Raw genomic sequence first — 18,013 nt, forward strand, 5'->3', positions numbered from 1 at the left:
CAACCACATGGAGTTCCTGCACCGCGGGATCACCGGCTGGTTTGCAGAAACCGCCCGGGACCTGCCCTGGCGGGACCCCGACTGCGGCGCCTGGGGCGTGCTGGTCAGCGAGATCATGCTGCAGCAGACCCCGGTGGTGCGGGTGCTCCCTGTCTGGGAGGAATGGCTGAAACGCTGGCCCTCCCCCGCTGGCCTGGCGGGCGAACCAGCCGGCGAGGCTGTCCGTAACTGGGGCAGGCTGGGATACCCGCGGCGGGCCCTCCGGCTGCACGCCGCGGCAACGGCCATCGTTGAAAACCACAACGGCAGGGTCCCGGACACGTACACAGAGCTGCTGGCACTGCCCGGCGTGGGCAGCTACACGGCAGCAGCTGTAGCCGCCTTCGCGTACGGACGGCGGGAAACCGTCGTCGACACCAATATCCGCCGGGTACACGCCCGGCTGGTGGCCGGCACCGCGCTTCCCGCGCCTGCCCTGACCGCCGCGGAGATGCGCCTTGCCGCCTCGCTGTTGCCGGACGACGACGCCGCCTCCGTGCGCTGGAACGCTGCGGTCATGGAGCTGGGCGCCTTGGTCTGCACTGCGCGTGCGCCGAAATGCGCCGACTGCCCGGTGATGGACTCCTGTGCGTGGCGCGCCGCCGGTGAGCCGCCGCCGTCGTACGTCCCCAAGGGCCAGGCCTGGCACGGCACGGACCGGCAGGTCCGCGGGGCCGTGATGGCCGTCCTGCGGCTGGCCGATGCTCCGGTGCCCGCGGAGATGTTCCTGCAGCCGCCGGCGGACCTGGGCTTCGCCCCGGAGGGGATCGGCGTCCCGCTTGCGGCGCTGCACCGGCTCAATTCCGCACCGGAGCAACTGGAGCGTGCCATGTCCGGGCTGCTCGCGGACGGCCTGGCGGAGATCCACGACGGCGGGTACCGGCTTCCCGCGTAGGGCCGCCGCCGGGTGGCATACTTTTTGGTGACTGGAACCGGGGGAACCTTGAGAATCATTCTTTACATCGTGTGGGCGCTGTTCGTTGTGGCTGCCGCCTTCGCCATGGTCCATGCCATCCGTAAGACAAGGCGCCAGGAGCAGCTGATGGCCAGCTGGCCGAAGGTACAGGCCACCGTCACCGGCAGTGTGGCCGGCTGGACAAGCGGCGGAGGAGGCTCCAGCCGCAGCCGCCGGTTCTTTCCCACCTACCAGTTCACGGACCCGCGCGGCACCCTGTTCATGGGCAAGTCCGAGATCTCCACAGCGGCGGCGCCGGCCCCCGGGTCCCTGGTCGAGGTTGCCTACAATCCGGCCGACCCCAACGAATCACTCCAAGTTTCCTCCGCACCCCGGACCACCCTGGGCTGCCTGGTGCCGTTCTTTGCCGCGTTCGCCGTCGCCCTGTTGTGGTTCATCAGCGTCTTCCCGCTGGGCTGACCAAAGGTTTCCTTTCTGCTGTCAGAACGTCCCCGGCCATAACAATGCCGCCATCACTTCCCCGGCGGAGGTGCCCGGCAGGTCCGCGGGTCCTACGCTGAAAACATGCGTAACCGGGGTCTGCTCTTGGCGCTGATGACGACGGCGGGACTCACCACGGGCTGCGGGCCCGGGCCGGTTGCCTGCCCGGCCATCGCCCAGGCCACGGCTGTGTCCGTGATCGTCGCGGCAGGCTACGCGCCCCTCATCGGCACGCTCTACGTGAAAGCATGCCAGGACGGCACCTGCAAGGAAGGGCCCGTCGAGCTGGCCCCCGGCAGTGCCAGCATTGACCAGGGCTGCACGCCTGACGGTGTCTGCTCCGCAACGGCCTCGCCGGACGGAACCAAGGTGGGGATGCTGATGCTGGACACGCTCACCGAATCGGCCATGACCGTCACAGCTTCCGGGACCGGCACGGACGGCTCCGCCCTGCCGGTCCGCACGCTCGAATTTCGGCCCCGGGCGGACTATCCGTTTGGCGAACAGTGCGGCAAGTTCATCTCCGCGTCAGTGACCCTGGATGCGGCCGGCCTCAGCGATGCACTGGCCTAATAGCGCCGTCTGGAATGCCGCCGGCTGGAAGGGTGCAAGTTCGACGGGGCAGGCCGGAAAACAGCGCAGGCTAGAACAGTGCGGGCTGGCTGAACTGCCCGCCTGCCGGCTGGCCAAGGTCGCCCACATACTGGGGGCGCCATTCGAACCCGAGGTCCGCCAGCAGCTCTTCCACCGTGGTCTGCCCGTCCAGCACTTCGATTGCCGGGGAGTTGTCTTCGGGGTGGAGCTGTTCCATGGCATCGAGCTTATTGGCAGGATCAGGCCGGGAGTTGCGGACACACCGGGCTGCGCCGATTGTGGCCAGCTGCACGCCGATTGACGGCTCAGGGCTCGCCGAAACCAGCCTGGACCAGGCCGCCAACGTAGTTCACGGCCCGTTCCGCGTCGGCGCCCCAGGCCTCCACGTGCAGCACGGATCCCTTCCCGGCGCCCAGCGTCATCAGCGCCGTCATGGATGCCCCGTCCACCCCGTTGACCGTGACGTCCGCTGCCAGCGAGGACAGGCCGCCGGCGATCTTGGCGGCGGGCCGGGCATGCATGCCTGCCTGGTTGATCAGCTCAAAGTCACCCGTGAAATCGGGGCCCCGGCCCGTGACGGAGCCTTCCTCCACCATCTGCCGCCCGGTGCCGTTGCCGTGGGCAGGTCCGCGCACCGCCTCAGCGGCACGCTTGACGCCCTCCACGTCTGCGCCGCCCTGGGCAGCGACGGACGCCGCCACCAGTCCTTCCACCAATGGGGCGTCGGCCAGCAGGAACTTCTCCGGGTCGTCGACGAACTCCAGCGCGGACTCCGCGGTCATCACCGCGGAACCGAGATCTGCGAGGATCACCGCGCCGTCACCTCCGGCGGCTTTGTCCAGGGCGGCCATGACCTTCTCCAGGCTGGTGCCGATCCTGCCGTCCCCGGTGCCGCCGGCTGCCAGGATCACCACGTTGGGTGCCATTTGCGCGGCAAGTTCCACGGCGCCGTCGGCAATCTTTTCGCTATGGGACACCACCACAATGCTGACTGTCACGCGGCAGCCCCCACGGCGGCCCGCAGGATCAGCGCGCTGGATACCGCGCCGGGGTCGCGGTGGCCGGCGCTGCGTTCGCCGAGGTAGCTCGCCCGGCCTTTACGTGCCACGAGCGGATCGGTGGCCACCGCCCCGGCCTCGGCAGCCTCTGCGGCGGCCACCAGGACCGCCATGGGGTCGGCACTGCCGCCGTCGGCCGCGGCCCGGGCAGCGTCAACTGCCGGGGTCCAGGCGTCAACCATGGTCTTGTCCCCGGGTTCGGCCTTGCCGCGGGCCACGATGCCGTCGCGTGCGGCAGCGAGCGCTTCTGCCCAGGCCCCGGGATCGACCTCGGCAGAGTCGCCGAGGGACGTGGCCGCCCGGAGGAAGGCCGTGCCGTAGAGGGGGCCGGCGGCGCCGCCCACCTTGGACATCAGCGTCATGGCCGTGAGCTTCATGGCTGCTCCGGGCGTCTCCGGCGCCCCCTCGCCCAGCTTGGCCACCACCGCCTGGAACCCGCGGTCCATGTTCTCGCCGTGATCAGAGTCCCCAATGGCCCGGTCCAGCTCGATCAGCTCCACGCGGTGTTCAGCCATGGCCTCGGCGCACAGGTTCAGCCACTTCACCGCCCACGCGGCATCCAGCACCATGGTCAGGCGCCCCAGCGGAGGGCTGCGGTGTGGACGGGTGCATCCCACAGTTCGGTCAGCTCGTCGTCGAGCCGGAGCACGGAAATGGAGCAGCCCTGCATCTCGAGTGCAGTGATGTAGTTGCCCACCAGGGACCGCTCAACGGTGGCACCCTTGTCCTTCAGGACCTGGACGGCGCGGCGGTAGACGATGTAGAGCTCGCTTTGCGGTGTCCCGCCCATGCCGTTGACGAACAGGAGCACCTTGTCCCCTGAGCCGATGTTCAGGTCCGCCAGGACGGGCTCCAGCAGGCGGTCCGTGATGCCGTCCGCGTTTTCGAGTGGGATGCGGTGCCGGCCCGGCTCGCCGTGGATGCCGATGCCGATTTCGATTTCATCGTCTGCGAGGTCGAAGCTCGGCTGGCCCGCGTGCGGAACGGTGCAGGCGGACAGTGCCACGCCCATGGTCCGGACGTTGGCGTTGACCCGCTCACCGATGGAGGCCACGCCGTCGAGGTCGTCACCGCGCTCCGCGGCTGCACCGGCGATCTTCTCCACCAGCACGGTGCCGCCCACACCCCGCCGGCCCGCCGTGTACAGGGAGTCCTCCACGGCAACGTCGTCGTTGACCAGGACCGTGCGGATGCTGACGCCTTCGGCTTCAGCCAGCTCGGCCGCGGTCTCGAAGTTGAGGACGTCGCCGGTGTAGTTCTTGACGATATGGACCACGCCGGCGCCTGAGTTGACGGCGACGGTGGCCGGAAGGATCTGGTCCGGCGTAGGTGAGGTGAACACCGCCCCCGGCACGGCGGCGTCGAGCATTCCCTTGCCCACGTAACCGGCGTGCAGCGGTTCGTGCCCGCTGCCCCCGCCCGAAACCAGGCCTACCTTGCCGTTCACGGGCGCGTCCTTGCGCGTGATGTACATGGGATCTTCTGTGACGGTAACGAGGTCTGCGTGGGCAAGGCCGAAGCCCTGCACGGATTCCGCGACGACGGACCTGGGATCGTTGATGAGTTTCTTCATGGCGGTGCTCCTGGCTGTGCTGTGCTCCTGGAGGATGACAATCCTGACCCTACTACCGGCCAAAGGGGCTGCGGTAGGGCTCCATCCGCTGCAGACGCAGAAAAGGGACAGCCCCCAATGACTGTCCCTTTTCGTGGGCCCCCAAACCCGGCCGTCAACAGTTTATCCATCAATTCGAGTAAAAGGAAGTGCAGGTCAGAATGAAATGCAATGTTTTTTGCTTTGGGCGGGCCTGTTCTCCGGGCCGGAGAGGACCGGAGAGACCCGGCGGCCCTGCTAGAGGACCCGGATCATCCGGGTGTTGCCCAGGGTGTTCGGCTTCACGCGGGCCAAGTCAAGGAACTCCGCCACGCCCTCGTCATGGGAGCGCAGGAGCTCCGAGTAGACCACCGGATCCACGGCCGACTGGTCAGCCATGACCTCGAACCCGTGGCGCTTGAAGAAGTCCACCTCGAACGTGAGGCAGAAAACCCGGGCCACCCCAAGCGCGCGGGCCTCCTCCAGCAGCCGTTCAACCAGGACGTGCCCCACGCCCTTGCCGCGCCAGTCGCCCGACGCCGCGAGCGTGCGGACTTCGGCCAGGTCCTCCCACATGACGTGGAGCGCCCCGCAGCCGATCACCTCGCCGTCGTCCGACTCGGCGATCTTGAATTCCTGGAGGCTCTCGTAATACGCCACCGTCTCCTTCGCCATCAGGATGCGCTCCTCGGCCAGCGGCGCCACCAGTTTCTTGATGGCGGAAACGTCGCTGGTGCGGGCAGGGCGGATGTGGAAGGAGTCAGTCACAGGTTCAATCCTACGAGGCGAAGGGCTTTCGGCTCGGTGACTTCGGGTTGGGCGTTCCGGTGCCGGCGCCATTTGCCGCTTGCTGCTCCTCCGTCGCTCTGACGCAAGCTACACAAATGACCCCGTCACCTTCACTTCGCTAAAGGTGCGCCAATCAAATCTAGAGCCCGAGTTCTTCCGGCAGGTCCAGGTCCTGGCCCAGGACGTTCTTTGCGAGGAACCACTCCACTACCCCGTACCAGACCTTGGCGTGCTGCGGTTGCAGGATCCAGTGGTTCTCATCCGGGAAGTACAGGAACCGGTGGGCGGTCTGGCCGTCCTGGTCCGCCGCGAGCGTTGACTTGGACAGCAGCTCGTACCAAAGCCGCAGGCCCTCGCCGATGGGCACCCGGTAATCCTTGTCGCCATGGATCACCAGCATGGGCGAACTGATCTTCCCGACGTGCAGGTGCGGCGAGTTCTCCAGCGCCATTTCCTCGGTCATTTCCTTCAACCAGTACTGCGAGGCGTCCGTGGTGGGACCGAACTGGTCCAGAGCCCACAGGCTGGCGTGGGTGACCACCGCTTTGAACCGGTCTGTGTTTCCCGCGACCCAGTTGGCCATGTAGCCGCCGAACGATCCGCCCATGGCAGCCGTCCGCGTCTCGTCAATGTCCGCCCGGTCCACTGCGGCGTCCGTGACAGCCATCAGGTCCGTGAAGGGCGCCTTGCCCCACGCGCCCCAGCCGCGCTGGATGTACGCCTGGCCGTAGCCGGTGGACAGTGCCGGGTCCGGCAGCAGCACCGCGTAGCCCTTGGCTGTCAGGAGCCAGGGGTTCCACCGCCAGGTCCAGGCGTTCCAAGAGCCCAGGGGCCCGCCGTGGATCCACAGCAGCAGCGGCGCCGGGTTGTCCGCCGACGCACCTTCCGGCAGGGCCAGGTAGGCGGGGACCCGCGAACCATCCGGCGCAGTGGCGGCGATCCGCTCCAACCTGCCTGCGTATGACGGCCGCTCGGCCGGCGCAGGCAGCCGCGTGGTTTCCCCCGTCGCAAGGTCGATCCGAACGGCTTCAGCGGGAAATTCGTAGGAGCTCCGCAGGGCGTAGGCGTACCGGCCTTCGGGAGAAACAACGACGTCGGAGTAGGCCGCGGCGTCCTGGCTCACCCGGGCCACGCCCACTTCAGCCGCAGCAGCCGGGACGCTGATCCGGAAGACCGGCGACGCGCCGTCGTCGTCCGCGGTGGCCAGGAGCGCGGAACCGTCCGGCAGCCAGGCGGCAGGCTTGGGCCAGCGGTCCCAATCGTGGGCGAGCGGCTGCAGGCCCGCCCCGTCCGCGGCGGCTTCGGCGGCATTTTCCGCACTGCCCGAAACGTCGAGCAGGTGCAGCTTGATTTCAGGGGCCCGCTGCGGGGTGGAATCGCTCTCGCTGACCACCGCCAGGGTCTTGCCGTCCGGGCTGACCGGTCCCGGGAAGTAGCTCATGCCTTCGGTGTCGAGCAGCACTTTCAGGCTGCCGGAGGCGACATCCACCGCCACCAGCACCGAGCGGCTGTCCGCCTTGGCCAACGGCTTGGTGTAGCTGGTATAAACCGTCCGGCCGTCGGGGCTGACCACCGCGTCAGCTTCCCGGAGGCGCGGCCCAGCCTCCGGCGTGAGGTTGCGAAGGGCCAGCGGTGCCGTGGCGTCCACGGTTCCGGGCTTGCCCCCGGCCTGGTCCCCGCCCGGTTCCACCGCGAAGATCCTTGGCTGGCCGGGCCCCAAGTCGGCATCCCAGTAGCGCACCGGGTACTCGCTGTGCAGGATGGCTGACACTTTCTTGTCCTTGCGGGACTTGCGGCGTTCAGCGTCGTCTTCCTCATCGGCGGAGCCTGCCAGGACCTCGGCGGCCACGAAGGCTGCGTCCGCACTCTGGGCCGTCATCACCCGGCTGACGCCACCCGGCCTGCTGAGCACCACGCGGGCCTCGCCGCCATCGGCCGGAAGGAGCCACAGCGCGTTGACGGGGTCTTCCTCGGGGCTGTCCGGATCGGGGCGTGCGGACGTGAAATAGACATCGCCGTTGGCCGCGAAGGCCGCTCCCGCCTCGCCCTTCGCGCTGCGGGTGATGCGCCGGGCATGCTTCTGGCCTTTCGGGTCCAGTTCCCACAGCGCTGTGGCGAACTCGGTGCCCTTGCCGTTGAGGGTGCTGACCGTGGTGACCAGACGGGTTCCGTCGGGGCTCAGGGCCAGGCCGCCAACGCGCGGGATGGACAGGAAGTGGTCAAGGTCGTGGAAGGGGGTCAGTGGTTGCTCGTCCGGGATCGCCGGATTCTGATTAGCCATGCTTCCGATTCAACACGGTTTGTGCCGCCCGTCACAAACCTTCAGAAGCCGACACGCTGATGCGTTGGATCCGTTAGGGCCGGGGTGCGCCGCCACCGGCGCCATTTGCCGCTTGCTGCTCCTTCGTCGCTTTGACGCAAGCTACACAAATGACCCCGGCGCCTGCGCTTCGCTCAACGCCCACCAATGCACGAGGTGGCGGGCATCAGGGATTTATATGGGCGCCGTCAAAGCGAGGAACGAGCAGGCGCCGGGAAATCTCTGATGGCCGCCACCGGAATCAGCCACTGGAAGGAAAAGCGAAAGCCCCGCCGCTCCTTCGCGGAGTGGCGGGGCTTTCGCTGGTGTACTTCTGACCGGTTAGACGCTCGGGGCGATTTCCGGGATGCGTGGCTTGGCGTTGCCGGCGAAGGTGAACTTCGCTTCATCGCCTTCGCCTTCGACGTCCACTACGACGATGTCGCCGGGGTGGATCTCGCCGAACAGGATCTTCTCGGACAGCTGGTCCTCGATCTCGCGCTGGATGGTGCGGCGCAGCGGCCGGGCACCCATGGCGGGATCGTAGCCGCGGGTGGCCAGGAGCACTTTGGCGGCGGGCGTGAGCTCGATGCCCATGTCCTTGTCCTTGAGGCGCTTCTCCAGCCGGTTGACGAACAGGTCCACGATCTCGATGATCTCGTCCTGCGTCAGCTGCGGGAACACCACGACGTCGTCAACACGGTTCAGGAACTCGGGGCGGAAGTGCTGCTTGAGTTCCTCCGTGACGCGGGCACGCATGCGGTTGTAGCCGGTCTGCGTGTCGGTGCCGGACTGGAAGCCGGTGGCGACGCTCTTGGAGATGTCCCGGGTGCCGAGGTTGGTGGTCATGATGATCACGGTGTTCTTGAAGTCCACCACGCGGCCCTGGGAGTCGGTCAGGCGGCCGTCTTCCAAGATCTGCAGCAGCGAGTTGAAGAGGTCCGCGTGGGCCTTTTCCACTTCGTCGAACAGCACCACGGAGAACGGACGGCGGCGGACCTTCTCGGTCAGCTGGCCACCCTCTTCGTAGCCCACGTAGCCCGGAGGGGCACCGAAGAGCCGCGAAACGGTGTGCTTCTCGGAGTACTCGGACATGTCCAGGGTGATGAGGGCATCCTCTTCACCGAACAGGAACTCCGCGAGTGCCTTGGCGAGCTCGGTCTTGCCGACGCCGGTGGGGCCGGCGAAGATGAACGAGCCACCGGGACGCTTGGGGTCCTTGAGTCCTGCACGGGTGCGGCGGATGGCCTGGGACAGTGCCTTGATGGCCTCGTCCTGGCCCACCACGCGCTTGTGCAGTTCGTCTTCCATCTTGAGCAGGCGCGAGGACTCTTCCTCGGTCAGCTTGAAAACGGGGATGCCGGTGGAGTTCGCCAGCACCTCGGCGATGAGATCCTCATCCACCTCGGAGATGTCGTCCATGCCGCCGGACTTCCAGTGGCGTTCCTTCTCCGACCGCTCGGAGATCATCTTCTGCTCCTTGTCGCGGAGCGCTGCAGCGCCTTCGAAGTCCTGGGCGTCGATGGCGGATTCCTTCTCCATCTTCAGCTTGGCGATGCGCTCGTCCATGGCCTTGAGCTCCGGCGGAGCGGTCATGCGGCGGATGCGCAGTCGGGCACCGGCCTCGTCGATCAGGTCGATGGCCTTGTCCGGCAGGAAGCGGTCCGAAATGTAGCGCTCGGCGAGGCTGGCCGCGGAGGCCAGTGCGCCGTCGGTGATGGTGACGCGGTGGTGTGCCTCGTAGCGGTCACGCAGGCCCTTGAGGATCTCGATGGCGTGTGCCACGGAGGGTTCCTTGACCTGGATCGGCTGGAAGCGGCGCTCCAGGGCGGCGTCCTTCTCGATGTGCTTGCGGTACTCGTCCAGCGTGGTGGCACCGATGGTCTGCAGCTCGCCGCGGGCCAGCATGGGCTTCAGGATCGAGGCCGCATCGATGGCGCCTTCGGCAGCACCGGCACCCACCAGGGTGTGGATCTCATCGATGAACAGGATGATGTCGCCACGGGTGCGGATCTCCTTGAGGACCTTCTTCAGTCGCTCTTCGAAATCACCGCGGTAGCGGGAGCCTGCCACCAGCGAACCGAGGTCCAGGGTGTAAAGCTGCTTGTCCTTGATGGTCTCCGGGACGTCGCCGCGGACGATCGCCTGGGCCAGGCCCTCGACGACGGCCGTCTTACCGACGCCGGGTTCACCAATGAGGACAGGGTTGTTCTTGGTGCGGCGGGAGAGGACCTGCATGACGCGTTCCATCTCCTGCTCGCGCCCGATGACGGGGTCCAGCTTGTTCTCGCGGGCAGCCTGTGTGAGGTTGCGGCCGAACTGGTCCAGGACCACCGAACCTGCAGGGGCGCCTTCGGGCTGGCCGCCGCCGACGCCTGCGCCGGTGGTTTCCTTGCCTTGGTAGCCGGAGAGGAGCTGGATGACTTGCTGGCGGACCCGGTTGAGGTCGGCGCCCAGCTTCACCAGGACCTGGGCGGCTACGCCCTCGCCCTCGCGGATCAGGCCGAGCAGGATGTGCTCGGTGCCGATGTAGTTGTGGCCCAACTGGAGGGCCTCGCGCAGCGAGAGCTCCAGTACCTTCTTGGCGCGGGGGGTGAAGGGGATGTGACCGGAGGGAGCCTGCTGGCCCTGGCCGATGATCTCCTGCACCTGCTCGCGAACGCCGTCGAGCGAAATGCTCAAAGACTCAAGAGCTTTGGCGGCAACGCCTTCACCTTCATGGATTAGACCCAGAAGGATGTGTTCGGTACCGATGTAATTGTGGTTCAGCATGCGTGCCTCTTCTTGGGCAAGCACAACTACGCGACGGGCACGGTCCGTAAATCGCTCAAACATTTCGCCACACTCCTAGCTACGACGTACTTTGATGCTACGTGGCCGACCCAATCTTGTGGAGCGTGTTCGCCACAGGGGAAACCCACACCCTTTTCAGGGGCTGACCCAAGGTTGGATGCGCAGCGTTGGCGGGTGGCCGTGCCGCGGACGTTCCGGGCTTTGCATTACGTGTTCGGCTGCGCCCCGGATAACGGCCACGTCCACTCGCTGGATTATTGAAACGATCATCAGTGCTGCTGACCATAAAGGGGATAAGCCCGGCGTTGGCCACAGTTCCATGTTTGCCACGGTTTCGGCGTTTGCCCTGTGCTGCGAAAAGCCATTCCTGGCACCAGGGCTTCCGGACATTATTCCCGAACGGCGGCGCAGCGGCTGGCCGGCGCCTGTGATGGCGCAAACCTGATGGGCAAACCAGATGAGGCTAAAAGGGACGGGCGGCCGCCCTGAATGACAGGTGGAGCATCCCAGCCGGGGCATCGCTGCCAATAAACAAAGCCCTGCTCCCCGGCAACGGGGAACAGGGCTTAAACCAGGGTCCTGCGGCAGCTAGGAATTGGCCTTTTGGTAGGCTTCCTGGATTTCCGCCTGAATTCGGCCGCGGCTGTTAACGGTGTAACCGTTATCCCGGGCCCACTGGCGGATCTGTGCCGAATCGTGGCTGCGGCCACTCCCTGAAGGAGCCTTGGCCTTGGCAGCCGTGCGGCCGCCGGAGGACTTGCGTGCAGCGCCAACATAGCGCTCAAGCGAAGACCGGAGTTCGGTGGCGTTGGCCGCCGAAAGATCAATCTCGTAGTTGACCCCATCGAGGCCAAACTTAACATTCTCGTCTGCGGATCCCCCATCCAGATCATCAACGAGGATGATGTTTACTTTCTGTGCCATTTAGAGTCTTCCTTTTGCTGGAAAGTTTCGGTGTTCAGAAAAGCAGGATGTTTCCCAAAGAAATTATCGCTCTTTTTATGCCGACGCGTCAAAGCGAAAAATGACTACTGGGGATAACAGGGGGCAGATTGAGGGTTTTATCTATTTTCGGCCGGTATCCGGGCGGTCGCTGAAGCCAGCCTGGGCATCGGCTTCAGCCTGAGCGCGGGCTTCAGCCTGGCGCTCTGATTTATCGGCATTAAATACAGCCTTCATTGCAAACCAGAACAACAGGCCTACAACAAGGGATGGAAGCAGGACTGCAACGTACTCCATGGTCAGTGCCCTTCAGGCTTGAGGAGGGGGAAAAGGATGGTTTCCCGGATTCCGGCACCGGTAAACAGCATCACCAGCCGGTCGATACCCAGGCCGATGCCGCCCATGGGCGGGGCACCGTATTCGAGGGCGCGGAGGAAGTCCTCGTCCAGCTGCATGGCTTCGTCGTCGCCGGCAGCGGCGTGGCGTGACTGCTCGGTAAGACGCTCGCGCTGGATCACGGGGTCGATCAGCTCCGAGAACGCGGTACCGCGCTCCATGCCGCCGATGATGAGGTCCCAGGCTTCAATGAGGCGTCCGTCCTCGCGGTGCGGCCGGGCCAGCGGCTGGGCGGAGGGCGGGTAGTCGTAGACGAAGGTGGGGTTCAGCAGCGTGGGCTCGACGATCTCGCCGAACAGTTCCACCACCGTCTTTTCGGCGTCCCACTTGGGGTCTACCTTCACCTCATGCTTGGCGGCAATATCGCGAAGCACCTCAAGCGAAGTGTCCGGCGTGATTTCCTGGCCAACGGCGTCGGACAACCCCGGGTAGACGGCCAGCCAGGCCCAGTCGCCGTCGAGGTTGATCTCCCCCGCCTCGGTCTGGACGGTGCGGCCGGCACCCACGGCGTCGGCGGCGTCGAGGATGATCTCCTTGATGCGCTCCGCCATGACGAACTGGTCGGCCCAGGCCTCATAGCATTCGAGCGTGGTGAACTCGGGGCTGTGCGTGGAGTCAACGCCCTCGTTGCGGAAGACGCGGCCCATGTCGTAGACGCGGTCGATGCCGCCCACCACGGCGCGCTTGAGGTAGAGCTCGGTGGCGATCCGCAGGGTCATCTTCTGGTCGAAGGCGTTCATGTGCGTCTCGAAGGGCCGCGCCAGTGCGCCGCCGTGGACCAGCTGGAGGATGGGCGTCTCCACCTCGACGTACTGGTGGCGGAACAGCGTTTCGCGGATGGAACGGGTGATCGCGGCACGCGTGTAAACCATTTCGCGGGCTTCGTCGCGGACCATCAGGTCTACGTAGCGCTGGCGGACGCGGGTTTCCTCGTTCAGCTCCGCGTGCAGCACGGGCAGCGGGCGGAGGGCCTTGGAAGCCATGCCCCACGATTCGGCCATGACGGAGAGCTCGCCGCGGCGAGAGGAGATGACCTCACCCTTGATGAACACGTGGTCGCCGAGGTCAACGAGGGCCTTCCAGTCGGCCAGCGCTTCCTCACCCACGTTGGCCAGGCTCAGCATGGCCTGCAGCCGGGTTCCCTTGCCGTCCGTGCCGCCTTCCTGGAGGGTGGCGAAGCAGAGCTTGCCGGTGTTGCGTACGAACACCACGCGTCCGGTGACGCCCACGACGTCCCCGGTGGTTTCGTCAGCTTCCAGGTGCGCGTACTTCTCGCGGATCTCCGCCAGGGAGTGCGTGCGCTCCACACCCACGGGGTACGCTTCGGCGCCGCGCTCGAGGAGTTTGGCGCGCTTTTCCATACGGATGCGCATCTGCTCGCTGGCGTCGAGCGGCTCGGGGGCGTTCTTGGGAGCGGGGGTGTTTTGGGAAGTCACAATCATCAAGTTTACCGGGCATTGCAAAACCGGGCTTTCAGCTGCCCCGCAGGCACGCACCCTACGATGGGCTGGTGAAAGAACAGGTCCTTCCCACGCACGACGGCGGCCACTTGGCCTTGTACAGCTACGGTACCGAGGACGCGCCCGGGGAGAAGAGGGTGGTGCTGATCGGCGGGGCTTTCCTTACCGCCCTGATCTACCGTCCGTTCTCGATCGCGCTGGCCAAGGGCCTGGGTGACGGCTGGGCCGTGGACGTCTATGACCGCCGCGGCCGCGGCAGTTCATCGCCGCAGCCGGCCGGCTACTCGATGGCCACGGAGATCGAGGATGTCCGCACGGTGATGGATGCCACGGGTGCCCGCAACATCCTGGGCCACAGCCTGGGCGGTTCCGTGGCACTGAACGCTGTCCAGGAATTCACCGGAACCGGATACGTCCCCGACAAGCTGGCCGTTTACGACGCCGCGGTGAACATCGACGGCAGCATCGACATCAAGTGGCTGGACGGTTTTGAGAAGGCCGTCAATGACGGCAAGGTGGGGCACGCCCTGGCCCACATGAAGAAGGCCACCAGCCCGGGATCGGCCATGGCGAGGATCCCGGAGCCGGTGTTGGCCGGGCTGATGGCTGTTCTGTCGCGGACCAAGGTCAACAAGGTCTTCCGTCAGGTCATGCCCAGCGGCGTGGGTGAACTGCGGGCTGCATATAACGAAAAGGACCATGCCAGGGACTTCAGCGTGCTGCCTGCCGGTACGCACTTCATGGCGGGCGGGAAGAGCCCGAGCTATTACAAGGTGACGGCGCAGCGCCTGCATGCAGCGGTCCCCGGCAGCACCTTCGAGGTTTCGCCCAAGTGCTTCCACGGCTCAATCCCTGCCGCCGTCAAGGAACTGGTGGCGGACATCTCGGAGTACTTCACGGCCTGAGGCAGGCAACCGCAGCATCGCGCAGGAAAGGTGCCTTCCGGCCAGGACCCGTTAACTGCGGGGTTGTGTCCGCGGTCAGGTTGCTCAGATAGGCTCAGATCATGACGCGTGAGAACATCAGGACCCCCGACGGCGGCACTCTGGAGCTCTTTACCACCGGCGCTGACCTTGCTTCCGGCGGCTCAGGGGTGGTGATCGTGCCGCCGTCCATGGTGACGGCGGCGGACTACACCAAGTTCGCCCAGAAACTCAGTGCGGCCTTGGGCCGGCCGGTGCACACGTTCAACCGCCGCGGCCGTGGTTCGTCCTCGCCGCAGCCGGAGGATTACACCTTGGATGTGGACATCCGCGACCTAGACGTGGTCATGAAACACACTTCCAGCACTGACGTTTTCGGCCACAGCTTCGGCGGAGCAGTGGCCCTGCACGCGGCCCGGACGCTGCCGGTGGAACGCCTGGCCGTTTACGATCCCGCGGTGTCCGTCAACCAGTCGGTCAAGGCCGACTGGATCGGCGAATACGAGACCGCCATCGCTGCCGGCGACGACGACCGCGCCCTGGCCGTCATCCAGCGTGGCCTGGAGGCGCCGGGACCGCTGTCGTCCCGCATGCCGCTGTCCATGATGACGCTCGCCAACAAGCTGACCGCCGGCACGTCAGAGGGCAAGCAGCAGCGGGAACTGATGCGCACGGGCGTCCGCGAAATCAAGGCCATTATCGCCGCGGACATGCCTGCCGAACCGTTCCTGGAACTGCCCCTCGAAACGCTGATTGTCGTGGGCGAGAAGAGCCCCGCCTACTTTGGCGTGGCCTGCGGCCAGATCCACGACGTCCTGTCCGGCTCCAGCTACACCATCCTCCCCGGCTTCGGGCACGACGGCGTCATCAAAGCCCCGGACAAGCTGGTCAAGGAACTGAGCGACTTCTACGCCGGCTGACCAGCACAAAAAAGCCGTTGCTCCCACTGGCGGCAACGGCCTTTTTTGTTGAGCCTGTAGCTGGTTAGTGCGCCGGACCGTGGCCCGGGCCCGCACCTTCGGTCTTGCGCATCATCGCGGAAAGTACGACGGCGGCGAGGGCTATGACGGTTGCCGTCATGAAGGCGGCGCTCATCCCGGCGACGAGTCCCGCCGTCGCGCTGACCACGGAGAAGATGGACACCAGCAGTGCCGTGCCGGCAGCACCGGCAACCTGCTGCGTGGTGCTCATGATCGCCGAGCCGTGCGAGTACAGGTGCGGCGGCAGCGGGTTCAGGCCTGTAGTGAACGCAGGCGTGAACAGCAGCGCCAGCCCGAAACTCAGCCCCACGTGCAAGGTGACGATCCACGCAACCGCCGTGCCGGCGTCGAGCATGGAGAACTGCCACAGCGTCACCACCATCAGGATGGACCCGGTGACGGTCAGCGGCAGCGGCCCCACTTTGTCGAACAGGCGGCCAATGACGGGGCCGAGGAGGCCCATGGCCAGGCCGCCGGGCAGCAGCGCCAGGCCGGTTTCCAGCGAACCAAGTCCGCGGACTTCCTGCAGGTACAGCGGCAGCAGGATCACGCCGCCGAACAGCGCCATCATGGCCACCACCATCAGCAGAACGGAGACCGTGAACATGCGGAAGTGGAAGGCGCCGAGGTCCAGCAGCGGCGCCGAGGCCTTCTGCAGGCGGACCTGGCGCATCACGAAGACCGCCAGCGCCGCAACGCCGATGACCAACGCGGCGATGGCAGCTGCGCTGGGACCGGCCTGGCCGCCATGGCCGCCGCCGATCTGGCTGAGGCCGTAAACCAGCCCGCCGAAGGCCGGAGCGGTCAGGAAGACGGACAGGAGATCGAGCTTGGTCTTCTCGGTTTCGCCGATGTTCGTCAGGTACTTCGCACCGATCGCCAGGGCGGCCAGCGCCACCGGCAGGACGAACACGAACATGAAACGCCAGGTGAAGTGCTCAAGGATCAAACCGGACACCGTGGGGCCCATGGCCGGAGCCACGGAGATGGCGATGCTGACGTTGCCCATCACCGCACCGCGCTTGGCCAGCGGAACCAGGGTGAGGATGGTGGTCATCAGCAGCGGGAGCATGATCGCCGTACCGCCGGCCTGGATGATGCGTGCCAGCAGCAAAATCTCGAATCCGGGCGCGACGGCGGCCAGAGCGGTGCCGCCGGCAAACAGTCCCATGGCCAGCATGAACACGGCGCGGGTGGAGAGGCTCTGCAGGATGAACCCGGTGGCGGGGATGACCACGGCCATGGTGAGCATGAAGCCGGTGGAGAGCCACTGCACGGTGGGGGCATCCACCTGGAGATCCACCATGAGGCGCTGCAGCGCGACGTTCATGATGGTTTCGTTGAGGATCACCACGAAGGTGGCCACCAGCAGGGTGCTGATGATCGTCACCGATTCGCGGGACATTTTCTCCGGTGCGGCGGGCTTGGTTCCTGCCGCCTGGGCCGGTTGGCCATTGGCGTTCGGAGATACTTCGGTAGACATGAGTGTTCCCTCAGGGAGAGTGGTGAGTGGTGCGCGAACCTGGCCGCTGCAGATGCCAACACTCTACCGGCTGGAGTAATTCCTCCGCACGGTATCTTTTCCCAAACCCTGAGGGAACAACAGGTGTCAGGCGGTCTGGCCCGCGTGCTGCCCTTCGGCGATTTCTTCGACGAGCTTGCTGTTGAAAGCGGGCAGGTCATCGGGGTTTCGGCTGGTCACCAGGCCCTGGTCAACCACCACTTCCTCGTCCGTCCAGTTGGCTCCGGCGTTCTTGAGGTCGGTTTCCAACGTGAAGTAGGACGTGACGTTCCGTCCGCGGATCACGCCGGCGTCAATGAGCACCCACGGTCCGTGGCAGATGGACGCCACCGGCTTGTGCTGTTCGAAGAAGCTGCGCGTGAAGCTCTGCGCGTCCTTGTCCGCCCTCAGGTGGTCTGCGTTGACGACGCCACCGGGAATGACCAGTGCGTCAAAGTCCGAGGCGTTGGCTTCGGCGACGGTGAGGTCCACGTCAAACGTGTCGCCCTTATCCGTGCCGTTGAAGCCCTGCAGCTTGCCGCTGCCGGGGGCTACGAGGGTGGGCTCGCCACCGGCGTCCTTCACTGCCTGCCACGGGCTGGTCAGCTCAACCTGCTCCACGCCGTCCGTGAGCAGGAATGCAACCTTCTTGCCTGCGATGTTGTGTTCTGACATTGTTCCTCCTCGCTTGAAGCCGGCCGCCGCGCTCCTTTGTGAGGGCGCAGTGCACTGCTTCGAGAGTTGCTTGCCTGACAGATTCCAGCCTAGGAAAACCGAAAGTAATAAGCAAGCTGACTATCTTTTATTTGTGGTGGGTGGGTGCGGCCCCGTTCGGCGGCACCGCCCGTTTTCTTGGAACACACGACGGCGGCTTGCGGCTTCCGCCAGCTGCCTTGCGGGGCGATGGGTTGGGGTTGCGGCCAGTTTGAGGTGCTAGGAATGTCAGACCCTCGCGCGAGGATTCTTTTATGGGAAACGCGGGCGTTGGAGCAGCATCGATGGAGGGTCTTCGGGCCTCTGTCGCCAGCCTCGACGCGCTGTTCCTGGGTGAGTTCGAGCTGGACCGGGCTGACCCTGACACCGTGGCCCGTGAAGCAATCGATGTGTTGGAGCGGAAGTCGGAGCTTCGGCTGCAGCGGCTGGCGTTCTGGAGCAGGCTGGAGGCCCAGGTAGCTGCGGGTAAAGCCCGGGACGCTGCGGAGTTCGCGGAGTTTCAGGAGGCGATGACACCGCCGGACGCCACGGACACCGA

17 protein-coding genes and 1 pseudogene are annotated in these 18,013 nt (G+C 65.8%); 6 read left to right on the forward strand and 12 right to left on the reverse strand.

Features of this window, described 5'->3' with window-relative positions; genetic code table 11:
* Positions 1–7 precede the first annotated feature (7 nt).
* From AC1DBN_RS13475 to AC1DBN_RS13485, 3 genes are all read left to right on the forward strand, one after another.
* Positions 8–934: an HhH-GPD family protein gene (locus AC1DBN_RS13475; protein ID WP_477723430.1), complete on the forward strand. Its 927-nt coding sequence runs from the start codon at positions 8–10 to the stop codon at positions 932–934.
* Between the two features lie 48 nt (positions 935–982).
* Complete coding sequence (locus AC1DBN_RS13480) at positions 983–1,414, forward strand: DUF3592 domain-containing protein (protein WP_477723431.1); 432 nt, start codon at positions 983–985, stop codon at positions 1,412–1,414.
* Positions 1,415–1,519: 105 nt separating this feature from the next.
* On the forward strand, positions 1,520–2,008 hold the full coding sequence (locus tag AC1DBN_RS13485; RefSeq protein ID WP_477723432.1) for a hypothetical protein: 489 nt from the start codon (positions 1,520–1,522) through the stop codon (positions 2,006–2,008).
* A gap of 70 nt (positions 2,009–2,078) precedes the next feature.
* Here the strand turns inward: AC1DBN_RS13485 and AC1DBN_RS13490 are convergent, their stop codons facing one another.
* The 10 genes from AC1DBN_RS13490 to lysS form a co-directional block, all read right to left on the reverse strand.
* The gene (locus AC1DBN_RS13490; RefSeq protein WP_477723433.1) at positions 2,079–2,246 is read right to left on the reverse strand and encodes a hypothetical protein; all 168 of its coding nucleotides are present in this window, start codon (positions 2,244–2,246) and stop codon (positions 2,079–2,081) included.
* Positions 2,247–2,334: 88 nt separating this feature from the next.
* Complete coding sequence (dhaM, locus tag AC1DBN_RS13495; RefSeq protein WP_477723434.1) at positions 2,335–3,027, reverse strand: dihydroxyacetone kinase phosphoryl donor subunit DhaM; 693 nt, start codon at positions 3,025–3,027, stop codon at positions 2,335–2,337.
* Positions 3,024–3,656 (reverse strand): dihydroxyacetone kinase subunit DhaL, encoded by a 633-nt coding sequence (gene dhaL / locus AC1DBN_RS13500; RefSeq protein ID WP_477723435.1) that lies wholly within the window; start codon positions 3,654–3,656, stop codon positions 3,024–3,026. Before dhaL ends, dhaM begins: the two co-directional genes overlap by 4 nt.
* A gap of 2 nt (positions 3,657–3,658) precedes the next feature.
* Positions 3,659–4,660 (reverse strand): dihydroxyacetone kinase subunit DhaK, encoded by a 1,002-nt coding sequence (gene dhaK, locus AC1DBN_RS13505; RefSeq protein WP_477723436.1) that lies wholly within the window; start codon positions 4,658–4,660, stop codon positions 3,659–3,661.
* 276 nt (positions 4,661–4,936) lie between these two features.
* Entirely contained in the window at positions 4,937–5,446 is a 510-nt protein-coding gene (locus AC1DBN_RS13510; protein WP_091717447.1) for an amino-acid N-acetyltransferase, read from the reverse strand.
* 160 nt (positions 5,447–5,606) lie between these two features.
* The gene (locus AC1DBN_RS13515; RefSeq protein ID WP_477723437.1) at positions 5,607–7,748 is read right to left on the reverse strand and encodes a S9 family peptidase; all 2,142 of its coding nucleotides are present in this window, start codon (positions 7,746–7,748) and stop codon (positions 5,607–5,609) included.
* Positions 7,749–8,108: 360 nt separating this feature from the next.
* Positions 8,109–10,601, reverse strand: coding sequence for an ATP-dependent Clp protease ATP-binding subunit (locus AC1DBN_RS13520; protein ID WP_261618552.1), 2,493 nt, complete (start codon positions 10,599–10,601; stop codon positions 8,109–8,111).
* 546 nt (positions 10,602–11,147) lie between these two features.
* On the reverse strand, positions 11,148–11,483 hold the full coding sequence (locus AC1DBN_RS13525; protein ID WP_056082913.1) for a histone-like nucleoid-structuring protein Lsr2: 336 nt from the start codon (positions 11,481–11,483) through the stop codon (positions 11,148–11,150).
* A gap of 141 nt (positions 11,484–11,624) precedes the next feature.
* Complete coding sequence (locus tag AC1DBN_RS13530; RefSeq protein ID WP_172829897.1) at positions 11,625–11,798, reverse strand: hypothetical protein; 174 nt, start codon at positions 11,796–11,798, stop codon at positions 11,625–11,627.
* A gap of 2 nt (positions 11,799–11,800) precedes the next feature.
* Positions 11,801–13,339 (reverse strand): lysine--tRNA ligase, encoded by a 1,539-nt coding sequence (lysS, locus tag AC1DBN_RS13535; RefSeq protein WP_091717441.1) that lies wholly within the window; start codon positions 13,337–13,339, stop codon positions 11,801–11,803.
* 68 nt (positions 13,340–13,407) lie between these two features.
* Here lysS and AC1DBN_RS13540 point away from each other — a divergent pair, with 68 nt between their 5' ends.
* Both AC1DBN_RS13540 and AC1DBN_RS13545 read left to right on the forward strand, forming a co-directional pair.
* On the forward strand, positions 13,408–14,262 hold the full coding sequence (locus AC1DBN_RS13540; protein WP_477723438.1) for an alpha/beta fold hydrolase: 855 nt from the start codon (positions 13,408–13,410) through the stop codon (positions 14,260–14,262).
* 101 nt (positions 14,263–14,363) lie between these two features.
* Positions 14,364–15,200 carry an alpha/beta fold hydrolase gene (locus AC1DBN_RS13545; protein WP_091717433.1) on the forward strand — a complete coding sequence of 279 codons (837 nt, stop codon included), beginning with the start codon at positions 14,364–14,366 and terminating at the stop codon, positions 15,198–15,200.
* A 64-nt stretch (positions 15,201–15,264) separates the two neighbouring features.
* Here the strand turns inward: AC1DBN_RS13545 and AC1DBN_RS13550 are convergent, their stop codons facing one another.
* Both AC1DBN_RS13550 and AC1DBN_RS13555 read right to left on the reverse strand, forming a co-directional pair.
* Complete coding sequence (locus AC1DBN_RS13550; protein ID WP_477723439.1) at positions 15,265–16,743, reverse strand: DHA2 family efflux MFS transporter permease subunit; 1,479 nt, start codon at positions 16,741–16,743, stop codon at positions 15,265–15,267.
* Between the two features lie 126 nt (positions 16,744–16,869).
* A complete protein-coding gene (locus AC1DBN_RS13555) occupies positions 16,870–17,436 on the reverse strand; it encodes a type 1 glutamine amidotransferase domain-containing protein (protein ID WP_056082925.1) in 567 nt (188 codons plus the stop codon).
* Between the two features lie 293 nt (positions 17,437–17,729).
* Between AC1DBN_RS13555 and AC1DBN_RS13560 the strand changes: the two are divergent.
* Positions 17,730–18,013 (forward strand): annotated as a pseudogene (locus AC1DBN_RS13560) (HNH endonuclease signature motif containing protein); the annotation flags it as partial.

It is taken from the genome of Pseudarthrobacter sp. 10T415, from assembly GCF_056394175.1.

Bases quoted from the DNA above. Each gene is read 5' to 3' on its own strand.
- AC1DBN_RS13475 (WP_477723430.1), top strand. From the start codon at position 8: ATGGAGTTCCTGCACCGCGGGATCACCGGCTGGTTTGCAGAAACCGCC.
- AC1DBN_RS13485 (WP_477723432.1), top strand. From the start codon at position 1,520: ATGCGTAACCGGGGTCTGCTCTTGGCGCTGATGACGACGGCGGGACTC.
- AC1DBN_RS13490 (WP_477723433.1), bottom strand. From the start codon at position 2,246: ATGGAACAGCTCCACCCCGAAGACAACTCCCCGGCAATCGAAGTGCTG.
- dhaL (WP_477723435.1), bottom strand. From the start codon at position 3,656: ATGGTGCTGGATGCCGCGTGGGCGGTGAAGTGGCTGAACCTGTGCGCC.
- dhaK (WP_477723436.1), bottom strand. From the start codon at position 4,660: ATGAAGAAACTCATCAACGATCCCAGGTCCGTCGTCGCGGAATCCGTG.
- AC1DBN_RS13515 (WP_477723437.1), bottom strand. From the start codon at position 7,748: ATGGCTAATCAGAATCCGGCGATCCCGGACGAGCAACCACTGACCCCC.
- AC1DBN_RS13520 (WP_261618552.1), bottom strand. From the start codon at position 10,601: ATGTTTGAGCGATTTACGGACCGTGCCCGTCGCGTAGTTGTGCTTGCC.
- AC1DBN_RS13525 (WP_056082913.1), bottom strand. From the start codon at position 11,483: ATGGCACAGAAAGTAAACATCATCCTCGTTGATGATCTGGATGGGGGA.
- AC1DBN_RS13530 (WP_172829897.1), bottom strand. From the start codon at position 11,798: ATGGAGTACGTTGCAGTCCTGCTTCCATCCCTTGTTGTAGGCCTGTTG.
- lysS (WP_091717441.1), bottom strand. From the start codon at position 13,339: ATGATTGTGACTTCCCAAAACACCCCCGCTCCCAAGAACGCCCCCGAG.
- AC1DBN_RS13545 (WP_091717433.1), top strand. From the start codon at position 14,364: ATGACGCGTGAGAACATCAGGACCCCCGACGGCGGCACTCTGGAGCTC.
- AC1DBN_RS13550 (WP_477723439.1), bottom strand. From the start codon at position 16,743: ATGTCTACCGAAGTATCTCCGAACGCCAATGGCCAACCGGCCCAGGCG.
- AC1DBN_RS13555 (WP_056082925.1), bottom strand. From the start codon at position 17,436: ATGTCAGAACACAACATCGCAGGCAAGAAGGTTGCATTCCTGCTCACG.